Genomic DNA, 16,302 nt, shown 5'->3' with positions numbered 1-16,302 from the left:
CCGGTCACGTCGCGGAATCGCGCGTGCCAACGTCTTTTAGCGACCCCGGCCAAGGTCACGTATGACCACGTTCGACGCCGGCGAATTCGAACTGGAGCGGGTTCGCGAGCACGTCTGGGAGCTCCCCCGAACGGGAGAGATGCGCGTCCCCGCGCGCGTTCTCGCGAGCGAATCGCTGCTCGAAGAGATATCGGACGATAAGACGCTCGAACAGCTCCGGAACACGACGCACCTCCCGGGGATCACGAACTACGCCATCTGCATGCCCGACGGCCACCAGGGCTACGGCTTCCCCGTCGGCGGCGTCGGGGCGATGGACGCGGAAACCGGCTGTATCTCGCCCGGAGCGGTCGGCTACGACATCAATTGTGGGGTGCGAATGATGAAGACGAACCTCACGTACGAGGACGTCCAGGGTCGCGAGCGCGAGCTCGTCGACTCGCTGTTCGCGAACGTGCCGTCGGGCCTGGGCGGCGGGGGAGTCGTCGAATCGGGGATCGACACCGTGGAGGCGGTGCTCGAACGGGGCGTCGACTGGGCGCTCGAGCACGACTACGCGGTCGAGTCGGACCTGACGCACTGCGAGGACGAGGGGGTCAGAGCGGGCGCGGATGCCTCGCTCGTGAGCCAGAAGGCGAAGGATCGAGGGAAGAACCAGCTCGGCTCGCTCGGCTCCGGGAATCACTTCCTCGAGGTCCAGCGCGTGACCGACGTCTACGACGACGCCGTCGCCGACGCGTTCGGACTCCGGGAGGACCAGATCGTCGTCCTCATTCACTGCGGCTCGCGCGGCCTCGGTCACCAGACCTGTAACGACTACCTGCGGAAGATCGAACAGCACCACCAGGGGCTGCTCTCGCAGCTTCCCGACAAGGAGTTGGCGGCGGCGCCCGCCGGCTCGCAACTCGCCGCGGAGTACTACGGGGCGATGAACGCCGCGATCAACTTCGCCTGGGTGAACCGCCAGCTGATCATGCACCGGACCCGGCGCGTGTTCGAGCGCGTCTTCGATCGCGATCGGGAGGCCATGGAGATGGACCTCCTCTACGACGTGGCCCACAACATCGCGAAGAAGGAGACCCACACGATCGACGCGGACGGAACCGAACGGGAACTCTACGTCCACAGAAAGGGCGCGACGCGGGCGTTCCCGGCCGGCCACCCCGAGGTGCCAGCGGCCTACCGCGACGTCGGCCAGCCGGTCATCATCCCCGGCAGCATGGGCGCGGGCAGCTACGTCCTCCGCGGGGGCGAGCGCTCGATGGACCTGACGTTCGGCTCGACCGCCCACGGCGCCGGCCGGCTGATGAGTCGGACGCGGGCGAAGAACGAGTACTGGGGCGGCGACGTCCGGGACGAACTCGAGCGGGACCAGCAGATCTTCGTGAAGGCCCAGTCGGGCGCGACGGTCGCCGAGGAGGCCCCGGGCGTCTACAAGGACGTCGACGAGGTCGTCCGCGTCTCGGACGAACTCGGTATCGGCGACAAAGTCGCCCGGACGTTCCCCGTCTGCAATATCAAGGGCTAGCCTCCGTCGGGCCGTCCCGCGGGAGTGGTGTCGCGCTCGCACAACCGACGGACGAGCCTCGTTCAACCGACGGACGGCGCTCGCCCGTTGGTTGACGACGCTCGCTCAATTGATCTTGAACGGGCTGTCGTCGTCCCCGTCGTCGCCCTCCTCGTCGGTGTAGGGTTTTCTCGCCGTGATCGTTACCGAGGCTTCGGGGTCGTCCTCGTCGGCCCAGGGGCTCTCGTAGGCCGTGAGCTCGAGATCCGTGACCTCCCAGCCCTCGGCTTCGATCAGTTCGACCAGATCGCACTGGTCCGTCAGCATCTCCGAGTCCATACGTCCGGTCTCCACGGGGAATGGCGTAGGTTTTGTGCCGCAACGGGCCGGGTGTGGCGACGGGAGCCGGATCGGTAGACGGTCACTCACCGTCGTCATCCGCGTCGAGCGCTTCGGTGACGAGTCGGCGGTGGGCACGGCGAAGTCGCTCCGAGAGCGCCTGGTGAGAAATCTCGAGGTGGGTCGCGAGTTCTTCCATGTCGACCGTGCGGGGGATCTCGTAGTAGCCGTGTTCGAGCGCCTGGATCAACGTCTCGTGTTGCGCGTCCGTGAGCCCGTACCGACTCCGTTCGTCGGACTCCATCTCGTGGACCCGAACGACGTCGAGCGTGAGCCCGGCCTCGGTGGCCGCGTCGTACGTTCGAGACAGGTCGTCCCGGCGGGGGACGAGGAGTCGAAACCGCCAGTGGGTGTTCTCGGCGGTCGCCTCGAGGATCGACGCGTCCGTCTCGGTCAAGGTTCGGACCGTCTCCGTCACCGTCGGATCCCACTCGATTCTGAACCGACTGGTCTCGTCTCCGTTCGTGAGTGCGGTGGCCTCGCGCACGCTCGGATCGGCCGCGAGCGTCGATTCGAGCCCGTCGACGTCCGCTCGCTGGCCGCGAAACGTGACGTAGGGCATCACCCGCGCCGGGTCGGTGGCGACGAGGGGTTCGATCCCGGCGGTGAGCGACGACGCTTCCGAGAGCGTGTGGGCGAGTGCGAACTCGCTGGTCGGCATGACGAGTTCCGCGGTTGTGCCCATACTCCCTTCCAACGACCCGGAGTCAAATGAGTGGTCTGCAGGCTGTCGTGACTGTCCGCACGACGGGACGATCGACGGCCCCGGCGCTGGAGTTCGGTTCGCGACCGTCGTGCCTCGACGTCTAGTTCGAGCGGGGCCGGTGCGCGGACCCTGCCATTGCGGTGTTTTATACGCGCTCGGTTCCCAGATAGTCCCGTGCTCACCGACGATTTCGGGCGGGAGGTGACCGGCGTTCGCGTCTCGCTCACCGATCGGTGTAACTTCGACTGCGTCTACTGCCACAACGAGGGGCTGGGCGACACGCGAGGGCCGATGGCGCCGCGGGACGACGAGATGGACGCCGACGACGTGGTTCGATTCCTCGAGATCGTCCCCGAGTTCGGCGTCGACTCCGTCAAGTTCACCGGCGGTGAACCGATGTTGCGGTCGGATCTCGAGGAGATCGTCGAGCGCACGCCCTCGGAACTCGAGATCTCGATGACGACGAACGGAACCTTCCTCCCCGGTCGCGCCGCGGATCTCGTCGAGGCGGGCCTTCAACGGGTCAACATTTCCCAGGATGCCATGGACCCCGAGACATTCGCCGCCGTGACGAAGTCGGGCGCGTACGACGCCGTCCTGGCGGGCGTCGAGGCGGCGCTCGAGGCCGGGCTCCAGCCGGTCAAACTCAACACGGTGGTCTTCGAGCGAACGGCGGGCTACGTCCCCGAGATGGTCGACCACGTCGCGGCGAACCCCGGTCTTCGACTCCAGCTCATCGAGTACATGCCGGAGCTGACGGGCCACCCGGAGTGGCGGATCGACATCGAGCGCGTCCACGACTGGCTGGCCGAGCGGGCGGTCGCGATCGAGACCCGCGAGATGCACGATCGAACCCGGTACTGGATTCGGGCGGCCGACGACGATGCGGCGGAGAGCGATGGTGCCGATGGGGTCGCGCCGGAATCGCCCGACGCGATCGACGGGCCTGCGGGGATGGTCGAGGTCGTCGATCCGGTCGAGAACCCGACGTTCTGTGCGAACTGCCACCGGGTTCGAGTGACCCCCGACGGGCGCCTCACGGGCTGTCTCAACCGCACCGACGATCACCGCTCGATGGGTGCGATGACCGAATCGGAGATTCGCGAGGCGTTCCGGACGATCGTCGAGACCCGGGTTCCCTTCTACGGCGAGTACATGGTTCGCGACGACGACGGCGGCTGGGAAGTCAACGAGGAATACGTCGACGCGCCCGTCTCGGAGTGAACCGCGTCACCGGGCGGTCGCTGGCGACACGCGAGTGCGGGCCCGCGCGGCCGATCAGCGCAGCACGCCGACGCCGCCGTCGCCCCAGTCGAAGCGAGCGCCGAGCGCCAGCGTCGCGAGGACGCCCGCGAGGAGCAGCAACACCGCGGCGTCGAGCGAGAGTCCACCGCCGGCGATCGTGTAGGCGGCGTAGGCCACGGTGCCGGTTCCGGCTCCGACACCCACGCTCGTGACGACGTACCAGAGTTCGAGGCGCGTCGTCTCCGCCGCCCGGCCGACCTGGTGGCCGAGCCTGATCGCCGCGCCCCCGAGGTCCCAGGAAACGATCGCGGCCACCGCGCCCACGAGCGGCCACGCCGGGTGCGCCCCGGCGGCGCCGACCGCGACGGCGGCGATCGCGACGAGGCCGCCGACGTCGAGCACCGGCCGCGATCCGATCGAGAGCGCCGTCGCGACGAGCAGCGCGGCCACGATCGCGAGCGGCGCCGCGGGGACCGGGTTTGCGAGGGTCGAGCCGATCACGCAGACCGCCGCGAGCACCGAGACGACGCTCGCGAGCCGCGTCGGTCGCCGATCGAGGTCGGTCATCGGACGACACCCCGGTTCGCGTACCGTTCGAGCAGCGCCTCGATCCGTTCGTCGGCCGGCCAGTCGAGGACGGGAATCCCGTTTCGCTGGAGATCGTCGCGACGCAACGTCCGACAGAGTCGTGCGAGCTGCGTCTCGGGCGTCGTCTCGGTCGTCGGGTCGGGGCTGACGACCGTCACGGGGTGACCGCGCGAGGCGAATCGCCTGGCGATGAGCACGCTCCCGAAGTCCGAAAGCGGCGTAAAGAGGATCACCTGGGTTTCGCCCCGGAGGTGCTGCCTGAGTTCGCCGAGCTGGGAGATCCACAGCCGCGACGCGGGCGCGGGAACGGTCGAGAACTGCGGGTGGCCCGTCAGCGCGGTCCGGAGCGACAGCCGGTGGTCGGGGCCGGCCGCCGGCGGGATCCAGCAGGTGTTCTCGATAATCTCGTCGCCGTCGGCCGATTCCCCGCCCGATCGCGTCGTCGGGCCGATCGCGGAGAGGCCGACCGCGTCGCCGTCGTCGAGCAGGCTCGCCGCGATCCGGCCGGCTGCGCCCACAGACCGGTCGACGGCGTGCATCGCGGACGGCGTCGGCGCGACGTAGGCCTCCCGCCGCGAGTCGATCACGAGGAGGACGCGGGTGGCCCGCTCGGTGTGGAACTGGATCGTCGCCAGCTCGCCGGTCCGCGCGTGTCGATTCCAGTCGATCCGGTTGATCGGGTCGCCCGACTGGTAGGCCCGCACCGAGTGAAAGTCCGTCCCCGACCCGCCCTCCCGGATCGTCAGCTGCCCCGTGCGGCGGATGGCCGACAGCCGGAGCGGAATCGCCGCCTCGGCGGGCTCGAGGCGCGGTCGACACGCAATTGTCGTCGATTCCGGGACGAGGACCGCCACCTCGCTCGACCGCGAGGCGTCGCCGACGATCACCATTGCGGGGTCGAACGCGTGCGTGCCGGGCCTGGCCTCGACCTCGTAGGTGACCGTGACCGACGCGCCTGCACGAAGCGGGGTCGCGATCCGCGGGCTCCCCTCCTCGACCGAGAGTGCGCCCGGCACCCCGTCTATGAAGCGGACGTCGAACAGCGTCGGCCCCCGATTCGTCAGCGTGGTTTCGACGGTGACGCGCTCGCCGGGATCCGGCTCCTCGGGAGCGACGGTTCGCTCGACATCGAGTTTCGGCTCGTCCGGCGAACTCGATCGGGCGAAGCCGGCGTAGCCGACGGCGACCGTTCCGGCGAGCAACAGGCCGGGTAACTCCGCGATCGCCCCGAGCCCGATCAACCCCAGCGCGATCGATCCGACGCCCCACCAGTGGCCGGTCTCGACGCGGGAGGTCGGTACGGACTCCTCGAGCGCTCGCGTCGTCGTTCGCGTGCCCACGTCGCCGACCGGACGGTCGTCGTTCGAATCCTCGATCGTCGTCCGGTCGTCGATCCGACCCGCCTCGCGCTGGATCGCGGCGATCGCGTCGACGGTTCGCTCGACGCGAGCCCGCATCGCGCCCCGCCGCAGCCGGTCGCGACCGGTGGTGAATCGTTCCCGGATCGCGAGCCCGGCGTCTTCGACCGAGGACTCGTCCGTCGCGAGGTAGCGAGCGGCCGTTTCGTCGTCCGTCCACGCGCCCGCGTCGATCGCTTCGGTCGCACTCGCGTCGTCGTACTTCGTGTAACGCGACAGCGTTTCGGCCGCGATCCGACGGAGCGCGATCCAGGTCGTGTACGCCTCGTTGCGGTCGGTGTCGGCCCGCCCCTCGAACTCGGAAAGCGCCTCGGCTGGCGACGTTTCGGGCACCGTCGCCTCGACGCGGCGTTCCGGGACGGGCGTCGACGGCGTGTCCGGTCGATGGCGGGCGTCGGAAAGGCCCGAGGCGGCGCCCGCGAGTGCCAGCGCGCCGAGTCCCGTCAACAGGGCCGTCGACGCGTTGAACGTGACCACGTCGAACAGGACGCCGATCGCGAACGCGAGCGAGGCGAGCGCCAGCGCCAGCACGATCGACTTGATGGGGGCACTCATTCGCGCTCACCCGGAGCGGCCTCAAGTTGTCCGTCCGTATCAGCGGCCGATTCGATGCGTCGCATGATGGAAATGGCACGGTCGGTCTCGATATCTGTGGCGTCGGCCGGCCCGTAGCGTACGGCCTCGAAGAGCGAGGTGAGTTCGCCGACGTCGTCGGGATCGAAGCCGGCGTCGATCGCCGCGTCGGCGAACTCTCCCGGGGTACTCGATGCCGGATTGTCGACCGGGAGTACTTCGGTCATCCGCTTCCACGCCCGGAACACTTCGTTCTCGACGGCCCCGTTGACGTCGGACTGAATGCGGTCGGCCGTCGCTCCCGCGACGTCGGCCACCTCCTCCGCGGGCGTCTCTTCCGGGAGCGTCTCCCCGACCTCCCCGTCATCGCGTTCCAAGCGCCGTTTGAGGACGTAGCCGATCGCCACGACGGCCAGCAGGACCACGGCGAACAGCAACACGTCGTTTACGGAAAGCAGATTCGAATCAGTGTTTGACTCCCCCGAGTCGCCCGGGGCGGGGCCCGCTTCCCCGGGTCCGGTTCCGCCGCCGGTTCCCGTCATGTTTTCCATCGGCCCGAGTTCCGGCGGTTCCATGACCGCGACGACCACCGCCAGCAAGATGGCCACGACGACCGCCACGCCTGCCATCCGCCTGAGTAACGCGAGCAATTCCCGGCGGTCGTAGAGTACCATCCAGACGATCGCCACGACGAACAGGCCGAGGAGCCCGGCGACGATGAGTCGGAGGAACAGCACGTTACCGGGATTGTCCGGGGCCGGTTCCGTCCCGGATACGTTCGGCTGGCTGGTCCCGCTGCCGTCGGAGACGCCACCGCCACCGCCACCGGCCGGCTCGATGACGTCGGGGAGGACCGACGCGACGACTGCGAGAGCAAGAATCGCCACGATCGCTGCGGTGAGCCGGAGGGCGGTCTCTCTCGAGGTCACGGACCGACACCCGGTACTGTCACCGAGAACCACCGTCCCGAGGTAGTGCGTCACTCGTCGCGGTCATGCATGGTAGCAGTTCCGTCGTTGTAGATAACATTTCGATCGTGGAGTCTCTCAGTTCGACGGGAGACACCGTTCGTCGACCGGCGAGCGCGGACCAGCGAATTCCCGCTCGCCGTGATCGCCGATCCGCCTGCCGGGGTATCACGCCGGACCGATTGTGGATTCCCTGTCACGTCGACGTAGTTCGCCGTTCACATAATTCGGTTTCGATACGGACGAAAGTCGATCTCGCCGACCGACGACGAGCGCTTCAGCGCCGATCGATTATCGACCCTCCACGGTCGCCGTGTTTCGAATCGGCCTCGGCCGCGCTGTGAGCCGACCCACCGGTTCGTCGTCGGGCGTCGGTGGCCGATGCGCTCGCCGTTCGTCCCTCGATCGCCCCGGCGTTGGTTGCAGGCGTTTCGTTGCCCTTATGTACCCGACGGGGTGTAATTTCGGGTACGCTACGCTGCAGGGAGGTCGGCTCCCGAGTCCACACGGGCGACGATAGATCACGGGTCGTGGTAGCCAAGCAGGCCCAAGGCGCATGGTTGCTAACCATGTGGCGTCAAGCCTCCGGGGTTCGAATCCCCGCCACGACGTCCGTCCGATCGCAGACCAACCGCCGGACCGGCCCAGCCGGTACCGTCGGTGAGACAGAGACAGACACGATACATGAGCGAGGAAACACCAGACGAAACCGAGACAGACGAAGACATCCAGTACTTCGTTCGGATCGGGCAGACGGACCTCGACGGGACGAAATCCGTCGAGCGATCGCTGACCGAACTCCAGGGGATCGGGCGGCGAACCGCCCGACTCGTCGCGAACGAAGCCGATGTCGACCGGACCGCGACGTTCGGTGCCCTCGAACAGGAGACGATCGACGAGGTCGTCTCGCTGGTCGAAGGGATCGCCGAGGAGGTTCCGGACTGGCTGACCAACCGCCCGGGTGACTACTACTCCGGCGAGACGAGCCACGAGATCGGCAACGAACTCCAGCTCACGCGCCAGCAGGACATCAACCGGATGAAGATGATCGACTCCTACAAGGGCGCCCGCCACAAGCGCGGGCAGAAGGTCCGCGGGCAGCGGACGAAGTCCACCGGCCGGACCGAGGGGACGATCGGCGTCAACGTCGAGGAGATCCGCGAGGAACAGGCCGAAGAGGAAGCGGCCGCCGAAGAGGAGGGTGGTGAATAATGGCGCTCGGCACCGACACCAAACACTACGAGACGCCGAACCACCCCTACCAGGGCGAGCGCATCGCGAACGAGCACTCGCTGCTCGATCGCTACGGGCTGACGAACAAGGAGGAACTCTGGCGCGCCCAGTCCGAGCTGCGCTCGTACCGGCGCGAGGCCCGCGACCTGCTCGCACAGGCCCAGGACGACCCGGTCGTCGTGCGCCGAACCCGTGAGTTCCTCGGTCGACTCAAGCGCGTCGGCGTCCTCGACGAGGCAGACGGCCTCGGCGACGTGCTGAGCCTCGAGGTCGAGGACGTCCTCGAACGCCGACTCCAGACCGTCGTCTACCGCAAGGGGCTGGCCAACACGCCCCAGCAGGCCCGACAGTTCATCACGCACGGCCACGTGACCGTCGGCGATCGGCGCCACCGCGTGCCGTCCTACGTCGTCGACGTCGACGAGGAGGCCGACGTTTCGTTCGACGAGACGAGCCCGCTGGCGGACGAACTGCACCCGGAACGCGCGGAGGGACAATAACATGAGCCAGGACGACGAGAAGTGGGGTCTCGCCCACGTGCACGCATCGTTCAACAACACGATCATGACCGTGACGGACCTCACGGGCGCGGAGACGATCGCCAAGTCCAGCGGCGGCACGGCGGTCAAGCAGAACCGCGACGAGGCCTCGCCGTACGCGGCGATGCAGATGGCCGAGGGCGTCGCGGAGGAGGTCAAGGCCGCCGGGATCACCGGTCTGCACGTTCGCGTGCGCGGCCCGGGCGGTAACCTCCAGAAATCCCCGGGCCCCGGCGCGCAGGCGACGATCCGCGCGCTCGCCCGCTCGGGCATCGAGATCGGTCGCATCGAGGACGTCACGCCGATCCCGCACGACGGATCGCGAGCGCCGAAGGGCAAGGGCGGGTTCTGACCGATGACGACAGACTACGACGTCGAGTTCGTCGAACGCGGCGATCGCGAGGCGCGGTTCCTCGTCCGCGGCGTCACGCCCGCGTTCGCCAACGGCATTCGCCGCGCGATGATCGCCGACGTGCCGACGCTCTCGATCGACACCGTTCGGTTCATCGAGAACTCGTCGGTGATGTTCGACGAGCAGCTGGCGCTCAGGCTGGGACTCGTCCCCCTGACGACGCCGGAACCCGAGGAGTTCGGTGACGACGACGTGGTCACGCTCTCGATCGACGTGGAAGGGCCGGGAACGGCCTACTCGAGCGACCTCGTCTCGAGCGAACCCGACCTCGTCCGGCCCGCCGAGGATAACGTCCCGATCATCCACCTCAAGGACGGCCAGCGCCTCGAGGCGGAGGCCGACGCCGCCTACGATCGCGGGAAGAACCACGCCAAACACCAGGGCGGCGTCTCCGTCGGCTACCGGCACCTGCAGCGGGTGACGGTCGACGGCGACCTGCCCGAGTTCGAGGACGAGGAGCCCCAGATCGTTCGGGGCGTCATCGAGGACGACGGCGAACTGATCCCGTCGAGGGAGTTCGACCACGACCTCACCGAGCGCTACCCCGGCAAGGACGTCAGCGTCGAGGACGTGCCGAACGCGTTCGTCTTCCACGTGGAGACGGACGGCTCGTTCACCGTCGAGGAACTGGTCACGCGCGCGGTCGATACGATCGACGAGCGCGCGGCCGAACTGGAAACGGCCGTACAGCTATAGACAGATGCGAGCCCACTCCCCTTCGACCGCGGCGGACGCCGGAGCCGGCACCTGCGAGTCAGGCGTCGATCCTGCGGGGATCGAAAGCGGTTTGAAGGGGCGGTGGGTAGACGGAAGTGCACGCAGGGATAGCCAAGTCAGGCCAACGGCGCAGCGTTCAGGGCGCTGTCTCGTAGGAGTCCGCAGGTTCAAATCCTGCTCCCTGCATCACTTCTGTCCGACCGAAGCGGACACGCAGTTACCACCTACTGGAGGATATCAATGAGTACGAAGACCAACCCGAGGCTCACAGACCTCATCGCCGAGTTGAAGTCCGCGTCCCGATCGCGGGACGCGGACGTCTGGCGCGACATCGCGGACCGCCTCGAGAAGCCCCGGTCGAACCACGCGGAGGTGAACCTGGGGCGCATCGAGCGCTACGCCCGCGAAGACGAGACCGTGATCGTTCCCGGCAAGGTGCTGGGCAGCGGTCGCCTGCGCAAGAACGTCACCGTCGCCGCCGTCGACGCGTCGTCGTCGGCCGCGACCAAGATCGATCAGGTCGGCGAGTACGTACCGATCGAGCAGCTGCTCGAAGAGAATCCGGACGGATCGAACGTGCGGGTGATCGCATGAGCGTCGCCGAGTTCGACGCCGACGTCGTCGTCGACGCCCGCGATTGCATCATGGGCCGGGTCGCCAGCGAGGTGGCCCAGCGCGCCCTGGACGGCGAGCGCGTCGCCGTCGTCAACGCCGAAGCCGCCGTCATCACCGGCGACAAGGAGGACATCTTCGAGACCTACCGGACCCGGGCCCAGCTGGGTTCCGATCGCGGTCCGAACTACCCGAAGCGCCCGGACACGATCCTCAAGCGCTCCGTGCGCGGCATGGTTCCGTACAAGAAGCCCCGCGGTCGCGAGGCGCTCTCGAACGTGCGCGCCTACGTCGGGAATCCGTACGACGGGGACGACGACCACGAGGCCGAGGTGCTGGAGGGAACGTCGCTGGATCGCCTGTCGAACATTCGCTTCGTCCACCTGGGCGAAGTCGCCGACCAACTGGGTGCAAACGTCACATGGTAACGAACACGAGCGGCAAGAAGAAGACGGCCGTGGCGCGGGCCACCGTCACAGACGGCGAGGGCCGCGTCCGGATCAACGCACAGCCGGTCGAACTGGTCGAACCCGAAATGTCGCGGCTCAAGATGCTCGAGCCGTTCCGCATCGCGGGCGACGAACTGCGAGACGGCGTCGACATCGACGTTCGCGTCGAGGGCGGCGGGATCAGCGGGCAGGCAGACGCCGTCCGCACCGCGATCGCGCGCGGCATCGTCCAGCACACGAACGACGCCGAACTGCGCGACGCGTACATGTCGTTCGACCGGTCGCTGCTGGTCAACGACGTGCGCCAGTCCGAACCCAAGAAGTGGGGCGGCCCCGGTGCGCGGGCTCGCTACCAGAAGTCCTACCGCTGAGGTGACCCAAATATGATGGTACCAGTCCGGTGTTTCACGTGCGGCAACGTCGTCGCCGAGCACTGGGAGGAGTTCGAAGATCGCGCTCGCGACGGCGACGAGGACCCCGCGGAGGTGCTCGACGATCTCGGCGTCGACCGCTTCTGCTGTCGACGCATGCTCGTCAGTCACACCGACCTCGTCGACGTCGTCTCGCCGTACCAGTAACCATGCAACAGGAACGACACAATCGCTACGAGAAAGCCCGGATCCTCGGTGCGCGCGCACTGCAGGTGTCCTACGGCGCCCCGGTGCTGATCGAGACGGACCGGACCCAGCCGATCCTCATCGCTGCCGAGGAGTACGACGCCGGCGTCCTGCCGTTTACGATCAATCGGGGCTCGAAATCGACATGACGCTGATCACCGACGTCCGGCTCCGGGAGATCCTCGACTCGCGTGGCGATCCCACCGTCGAGGCCGACGTCCTCACCGAGAGCGGCGGGTTCGGCCGGGCGGCGGCACCGTCGGGAGCGAGCACCGGCGAGTACGAGGCGATCGAACGCCCGCCGAGCGAGGCCATCGCGGCCGCCCGCGAACGGGTGATTCCGCGACTCGTCGGTGAGGTCTACGCCGGGAACCAGCGCGACGTCGACGCGGCGCTGCGCGCGGCCGACGGCACCGAGAACTACGCCGAGATCGGAGCCAACAGCGCCGTCGCCATCTCGATGGCCGCGGCGAAAGCCGGCGCCGACGTTCTCGGTGCGCCGCTGTTTCAGCATCTCGGTGGTACCTTCCGTGGCGACACGTTCCCCACGCCGCTGGGCAACGTCGTCGGCGGTGGCGAACACGCCGCCGACGCGACGGATATTCAGGAGTTCCTCGCCGCGCCCGTCGGTGCGCCGAACGTCCAGGACGCCGTCTTCGCGAACGCGGCCGTCCACGCGGCCGTCGCGGACATTCTGGACGAACGCGACGAGCCGGCGGGGAAGGGCGACGAGGGCGCGTGGGCGCCCTCGGTGACCGACGCTGAGGCGTTCGAGATCGTCGACGACGCGGTCGGGCGCGTCGCGGACGAGGTCGGCTTCGAGATCGGCTTCGGGCTCGACGTCGCCGCGTCGGAACTGTACGACGCCGACGCTGGCGCGTACGTCTACAGCGACGAAACCCGCTCGACCGACGAGCAGATCGACTACGTCGCCGACCTCGTCTCGCGGTACGACCTCGTCTACGTCGAGGACCCGCTCGACGAGGACGATTACGACGCCTACGCGACGTTGACGGACCGAGTTGGAGACGCGACCCTCGTCTGCGGCGACGACCTCTTCGTGACGAACGTCGAGCGCCTGCGGACGGGTATCGATCGCGGCGCGGCCAACAGCATCCTGATCAAGCCGAACCAGATCGGGACGCTCGCGGACGCGTTCGACGCGATCGAACTGGCGACCGCGAGCGGGTACGAGTCGGTCGTCTCGCACCGATCGGGCGAGACGGAGGACGTGACGATCGCACACCTCGCCGTGGCGACGGACGCCTCGTTCATCAAGACGGGCGCCGTCGGCGGCGAGCGAACCGCGAAGCTAAACGAACTGATCAGAATCGAGGACGACGCTATATGACAGAGAACGATACACAACAGGAGGGCCTCGACGCCGCCGAGGAGGAGATCGACGAGGAGCCGGCCGAGGGTGCCGGCCCCGCCGCCGAATCCGAGGCCGACGTCGAACCCGTAGACGACCAGCCGGCCGAGGCAGCCGCCGAGGCCGAAGAACCGGACGAGGAGGCGAGCGGGCCGTCGCTCGACGACGACGTCATGAGCGACGAGGAGGCCGACCTGCTCATCCCCGTCGAGGATTACCTGGGCGCCGGCGTTCACATCGGCACCCAGCAGAAGACTGCGGACATGGACCGGTTCATCCACCGGGTCCGGACCGACGGGCTCTACGTCCTCGACGTGGGCAAGACGGATGGCCGGATCCGTACCGCCGCGGACTTCCTCGCGAACTACACCCCGGAGCAGATCCTCGTGACCTCGAGCCGCCAGTACGGGCGCTTCCCGGCGGAGAAGTTCGCCGAGGCCGTCGGCGCCCGCGCTCGGACGGGCCGGTTCATCCCCGGCACGCTGACGAATCCGAAGTACGACGGCTACATCGAGCCCGACGTGCTCGTCGTCACCGACCCGATCGGCGACGCCCAGGCCGTCAAGGAGGCCATCACGGTCGGCATCCCCGTCATCGCGATGTGCGACTCGAACAACCAGACGGGCAACGTCGATCTGGTCGTCCCCACGAACAACAAGGGACGAAAGGCGCTGTCGGTCGTCTACTGGTTACTCGCGAACGAGGTCCTCGACCGCCGCGGCGCCGAGCCGTCCTACGCGCTCGACGACTTCGAGAGCCTGGTCTGAATCGACGGGTTTGGAGTTCTTCTTGCGGCTCCGTCGCGGTGGCCAGCGGCGAGACGGTGTCGCCCGTCGCGACGTCGTGGCCCGGTGGCCGAGCGCACAGGGAAAGGATTACGTCGGCACCGGCCAACCGACCACTATGAGCGATCTCCTGTTCACCTTCGATGAGGAGCACATACCGCGCGTCGTGTTTCTGGCGGCCGCCATGCTGATCGGCGTGTTCGCGCTCGGACTCGTCTACCAACTGCTCGCGCTCACCGTCCTGTGACGGGCTCGTCTCGATCGGACTCCCCACCGGTGGGTGGTCGTCGGGTCGGCGGCCGAGACGATAGCGCTTAAGCCGCGAGGCTCGAATCGTCGGGGTATGACCCGGTCGAGCGCTCCCGGGAAGGTCTACCTCTTCGGGGAGCACGCGGTGGTGTACGGCGAACCCGCCGTCCCGTGCGCGATCGAGCGGCGGGCGCGCGTCGGCGTCGAGCGGCGGTCGGACGCCACGTTGCGGGTTCACTCGGACGAACTGAGCCTGGACGGCTTTACCGTCGAGTATTCGGGGTCGACCGCGGGGACGCCCGACATCGACGCCGACGAGTCGCTGGTGAACGCGGCCATGGGCTACGTCGACGAGGCGATCGCCCAGGTGCGCGAGGTCGCCGGCGAGACCGACGCGGGCTTCGACGTGACGATCGAGAGCGACATCCCCCTGGGCGCCGGGCTCGGGTCGTCGGCTGCGGTCGTCGTGGCCGCCATCGACGCGGCGACCCGCGCGCTGGGCGTCGAACTCGAACCGGCCGAACTCGCCGAGCGCGCCTATCGGACGGAGCTGGCCGTTCAGGACGGGCAGGCCTCCCGGGCCGACACGTTCTGTTCGGCGACGGGTGGCGCCGTCAGAGTCGAAGGCGACGATTGCCGGTCGATCGAGGCGCCGGATCTCCCGTTCGTGATCGGGTTCGACGGGGGCGCCGGCGATACGGGCGCGCTGGTTTCGGGCGTCCGATCGCTTCGCGATGAGTACGACTTCGCCGCCGATACGATCGGTTCGATCGGCGACCTCGTCAGGCGTGGCGAAACCGTCCTCGAGGCGGGTGAACTCGACGAACTCGGCGATCTGATGGACTTCAATCACGGTCTCCTCGCGGCGCTGGGCGTCTCGTCGCGATCGCTCGATAACATGGTCTGGGCGGCACGGACGGCGGGCGCGCACGGGGCGAAGCTGACCGGCGCGGGCGGCGGCGGCTGCATCGTCGCCCTCGACCCGACCCCCGAGACGGAGACGGCGCTTCGCTACCTTCCGGGCTGCGAGTCGGTGTTTCGGGCGGAACTCGCCGAGGACGGGGTGCGACGGCTCGAATGACCGTCGTCCTGAAGCTCGGCGGCAGCGTCATCACCGAGAAGGACCGCCCCGAGACGCTCGACGGGGCGGCGCTCGATCGAGCCGCCGACGCGATCGCGGAGGCCCGGTCGGCCGGCGACGTCACGGACCTCGTACTCGTTCACGGCGGCGGCAGTTTCGGGCACCACCACGCGAGCGAGCACGGCGTGTCCACGACGAGCGGGAGTCACGACGTCGACGCGGTTCACGCGATTCACGGAGCGATGACCACGCTCGATCGCTTCGTGCTGGATCGGCTCGTCGAGCGCGACGTGCCGGCAGTGCCGATCCATCCGCTCTCGACGGCCAGTCGACGCGCCGACGGAACCCTCACGTTCCCGACGGGTCAGGTCGAAACCCTCGTTGGCGAGGGGTTCGTCCCCGTCCTCCACGGCGATCTCGTCGCCCACGAGACCGAGGGTGTGACCGTTCTCAGCGGCGACGAACTCGTCGTCGAACTGGCGCGGGCGCTCGCGGCGGAGCGGGTGGGTCTCTGTTCGGCCGTGCCGGGCGTCCTCGACGAAGACGGGACGGTGGTCGAGCGGATCGATTCCTACGATGCCGTCGCGAGCGCCCTCGGCGAGAGCGACGCGACGGACGTCAGCGGCGGCATGGCCGGGAAGGTTCGATCGCTCCTCGAACTCGAGTCGAGTGCGTCGATCGTCGGACTGTCCGACTTGCGGGCGTTTCTCGCCGGCGAGCGGCCCGGAACGACGATCGAGTGAGCCGTCAGTGCGGTCGCAGGTGGGTCGAACGTGCGGTCGATCGGCCGCGTCGTCGACCCGCGGAGTTTATACGCGATGGCTGTGTAGGA

The 16,302-nt window shown here is 68.2% G+C and carries 21 protein-coding genes and 2 tRNA genes; 18 read left to right on the top strand and 5 right to left on the bottom strand.

Annotation, left to right across the window (positions count from 1 at the left end):
• The first annotated feature begins 61 nt into the window (after window positions 1–61).
• Window positions 62–1,528 (top strand): RtcB family protein, encoded by a 1,467-nt coding sequence (locus MXA07_RS12195; RefSeq protein ID WP_247728869.1) that lies wholly within the window; start codon window positions 62–64, stop codon window positions 1,526–1,528.
• A 105-nt stretch (window positions 1,529–1,633) separates the two neighbouring features.
• Here MXA07_RS12195 and MXA07_RS12190 read toward each other — a convergent pair whose 3' ends face one another.
• Both MXA07_RS12190 and MXA07_RS12185 read right to left on the bottom strand, forming a co-directional pair.
• Entirely contained in the window at window positions 1,634–1,846 is a 213-nt protein-coding gene (locus MXA07_RS12190; protein WP_247728868.1) for a hypothetical protein, read from the bottom strand.
• Window positions 1,847–1,928: 82 nt separating this feature from the next.
• Window positions 1,929–2,591 carry a helix-turn-helix domain-containing protein gene (locus MXA07_RS12185; protein ID WP_247728867.1) on the bottom strand — a complete coding sequence of 221 codons (663 nt, stop codon included), beginning with the start codon at window positions 2,589–2,591 and terminating at the stop codon, window positions 1,929–1,931.
• 195 nt (window positions 2,592–2,786) lie between these two features.
• Here MXA07_RS12185 and moaA point away from each other — a divergent pair, with 195 nt between their 5' ends.
• Window positions 2,787–3,836 carry a GTP 3',8-cyclase MoaA gene (gene moaA, locus MXA07_RS12180; RefSeq protein WP_247728866.1) on the top strand — a complete coding sequence of 350 codons (1,050 nt, stop codon included), beginning with the start codon at window positions 2,787–2,789 and terminating at the stop codon, window positions 3,834–3,836.
• A gap of 54 nt (window positions 3,837–3,890) precedes the next feature.
• Here the strand turns inward: moaA and MXA07_RS12175 are convergent, their stop codons facing one another.
• From MXA07_RS12175 to MXA07_RS12165, 3 genes are read right to left on the bottom strand one after another with little or no spacing between them, the layout of a single operon-like run.
• Window positions 3,891–4,424 (bottom strand): DUF7519 family protein, encoded by a 534-nt coding sequence (locus tag MXA07_RS12175; protein ID WP_247728865.1) that lies wholly within the window; start codon window positions 4,422–4,424, stop codon window positions 3,891–3,893.
• On the bottom strand, window positions 4,421–6,418 hold the full coding sequence (locus tag MXA07_RS12170; protein WP_247728864.1) for a DUF58 domain-containing protein: 1,998 nt from the start codon (window positions 6,416–6,418) through the stop codon (window positions 4,421–4,423). Before MXA07_RS12170 ends, MXA07_RS12175 begins: the two co-directional genes overlap by 4 nt.
• Complete coding sequence (locus tag MXA07_RS12165; RefSeq protein WP_247728863.1) at window positions 6,415–7,365, bottom strand: DUF4129 domain-containing protein; 951 nt, start codon at window positions 7,363–7,365, stop codon at window positions 6,415–6,417. The genes MXA07_RS12170 and MXA07_RS12165 overlap by 4 nt, the downstream gene beginning before the upstream one ends.
• 566 nt (window positions 7,366–7,931) lie before the next feature.
• Between MXA07_RS12165 and MXA07_RS12160 the strand changes: the two genes are divergently transcribed.
• The 16 genes from MXA07_RS12160 (at window position 7,932) to MXA07_RS12090 (ending at window position 16,213) form a co-directional block, all read left to right on the top strand.
• Window positions 7,932–8,015 (top strand) — tRNA-Ser (locus tag MXA07_RS12160).
• Window positions 8,016–8,088: 73 nt separating this feature from the next.
• Complete coding sequence (locus MXA07_RS12155) at window positions 8,089–8,616, top strand: 30S ribosomal protein S13 (RefSeq protein WP_247728862.1); 528 nt, start codon at window positions 8,089–8,091, stop codon at window positions 8,614–8,616.
• Window positions 8,616–9,137 (top strand): 30S ribosomal protein S4, encoded by a 522-nt coding sequence (locus tag MXA07_RS12150; protein WP_247728861.1) that lies wholly within the window; start codon window positions 8,616–8,618, stop codon window positions 9,135–9,137. The genes MXA07_RS12155 and MXA07_RS12150 overlap by 1 nt, the downstream gene beginning before the upstream one ends.
• Before the next feature lies 1 nt (window position 9,138).
• A complete protein-coding gene (locus MXA07_RS12145) occupies window positions 9,139–9,528 on the top strand; it encodes a 30S ribosomal protein S11 (RefSeq protein ID WP_247728860.1) in 390 nt (129 codons plus the stop codon).
• A 3-nt stretch (window positions 9,529–9,531) separates the two neighbouring features.
• On the top strand, window positions 9,532–10,284 hold the full coding sequence (locus MXA07_RS12140; protein WP_247728859.1) for a DNA-directed RNA polymerase subunit D: 753 nt from the start codon (window positions 9,532–9,534) through the stop codon (window positions 10,282–10,284).
• A gap of 122 nt (window positions 10,285–10,406) precedes the next feature.
• Window positions 10,407–10,491: transfer RNA gene (locus MXA07_RS12135), tRNA-Leu, on the top strand.
• Window positions 10,492–10,545: 54 nt separating this feature from the next.
• Window positions 10,546–10,899 carry a 50S ribosomal protein L18e gene (locus MXA07_RS12130; protein ID WP_247728858.1) on the top strand — a complete coding sequence of 118 codons (354 nt, stop codon included), beginning with the start codon at window positions 10,546–10,548 and terminating at the stop codon, window positions 10,897–10,899.
• The gene (locus MXA07_RS12125; protein WP_247728857.1) at window positions 10,896–11,345 is read left to right on the top strand and encodes a 50S ribosomal protein L13; all 450 of its coding nucleotides are present in this window, start codon (window positions 10,896–10,898) and stop codon (window positions 11,343–11,345) included. Before MXA07_RS12130 ends, MXA07_RS12125 begins: the two co-directional genes overlap by 4 nt.
• A complete protein-coding gene (locus tag MXA07_RS12120; protein WP_247728856.1) occupies window positions 11,339–11,737 on the top strand; it encodes a 30S ribosomal protein S9 in 399 nt (132 codons plus the stop codon). The genes MXA07_RS12125 and MXA07_RS12120 overlap by 7 nt, the downstream gene beginning before the upstream one ends.
• Window positions 11,738–11,749: 12 nt before the next feature.
• A complete protein-coding gene (locus tag MXA07_RS12115) occupies window positions 11,750–11,944 on the top strand; it encodes a DNA-directed RNA polymerase subunit N (RefSeq protein WP_247728855.1) in 195 nt (64 codons plus the stop codon).
• A 2-nt stretch (window positions 11,945–11,946) separates the two neighbouring features.
• Window positions 11,947–12,132, top strand: a complete 186-nt coding sequence (locus tag MXA07_RS12110) for a DNA-directed RNA polymerase subunit K (protein ID WP_247728854.1) — start codon at window positions 11,947–11,949, stop codon at window positions 12,130–12,132.
• Window positions 12,129–13,334: a phosphopyruvate hydratase gene (gene eno, locus MXA07_RS12105; protein ID WP_247728853.1), complete on the top strand. Its 1,206-nt coding sequence runs from the start codon at window positions 12,129–12,131 to the stop codon at window positions 13,332–13,334. Before MXA07_RS12110 ends, eno begins: the two co-directional genes overlap by 4 nt.
• Entirely contained in the window at window positions 13,331–14,122 is a 792-nt protein-coding gene (gene rpsB, locus MXA07_RS12100) for a 30S ribosomal protein S2 (protein WP_247728852.1), read from the top strand. Before eno ends, rpsB begins: the two co-directional genes overlap by 4 nt.
• A 136-nt stretch (window positions 14,123–14,258) precedes the next feature.
• A complete protein-coding gene (locus tag MXA07_RS18195; RefSeq protein WP_282102520.1) occupies window positions 14,259–14,387 on the top strand; it encodes a hypothetical protein in 129 nt (42 codons plus the stop codon).
• A 96-nt stretch (window positions 14,388–14,483) separates the two neighbouring features.
• Window positions 14,484–15,470 carry a mevalonate kinase gene (gene mvk / locus MXA07_RS12095; protein ID WP_247728851.1) on the top strand — a complete coding sequence of 329 codons (987 nt, stop codon included), beginning with the start codon at window positions 14,484–14,486 and terminating at the stop codon, window positions 15,468–15,470.
• The gene (locus tag MXA07_RS12090; RefSeq protein ID WP_247728850.1) at window positions 15,467–16,213 is read left to right on the top strand and encodes an isopentenyl phosphate kinase; all 747 of its coding nucleotides are present in this window, start codon (window positions 15,467–15,469) and stop codon (window positions 16,211–16,213) included. Before mvk ends, MXA07_RS12090 begins: the two co-directional genes overlap by 4 nt.
• Window positions 16,214–16,302: the final 89 nt, after the last annotated feature.

The organism is Halovivax limisalsi (genome assembly GCF_023093535.1).
Classification (GTDB): Archaea; Halobacteriota; Halobacteria; order Halobacteriales; family Natrialbaceae; genus Halovivax; species Halovivax limisalsi.
Note: the sequence above shows the minus strand (reverse complement) of the source record. Positions and strands in the feature narration are given on the sequence as shown.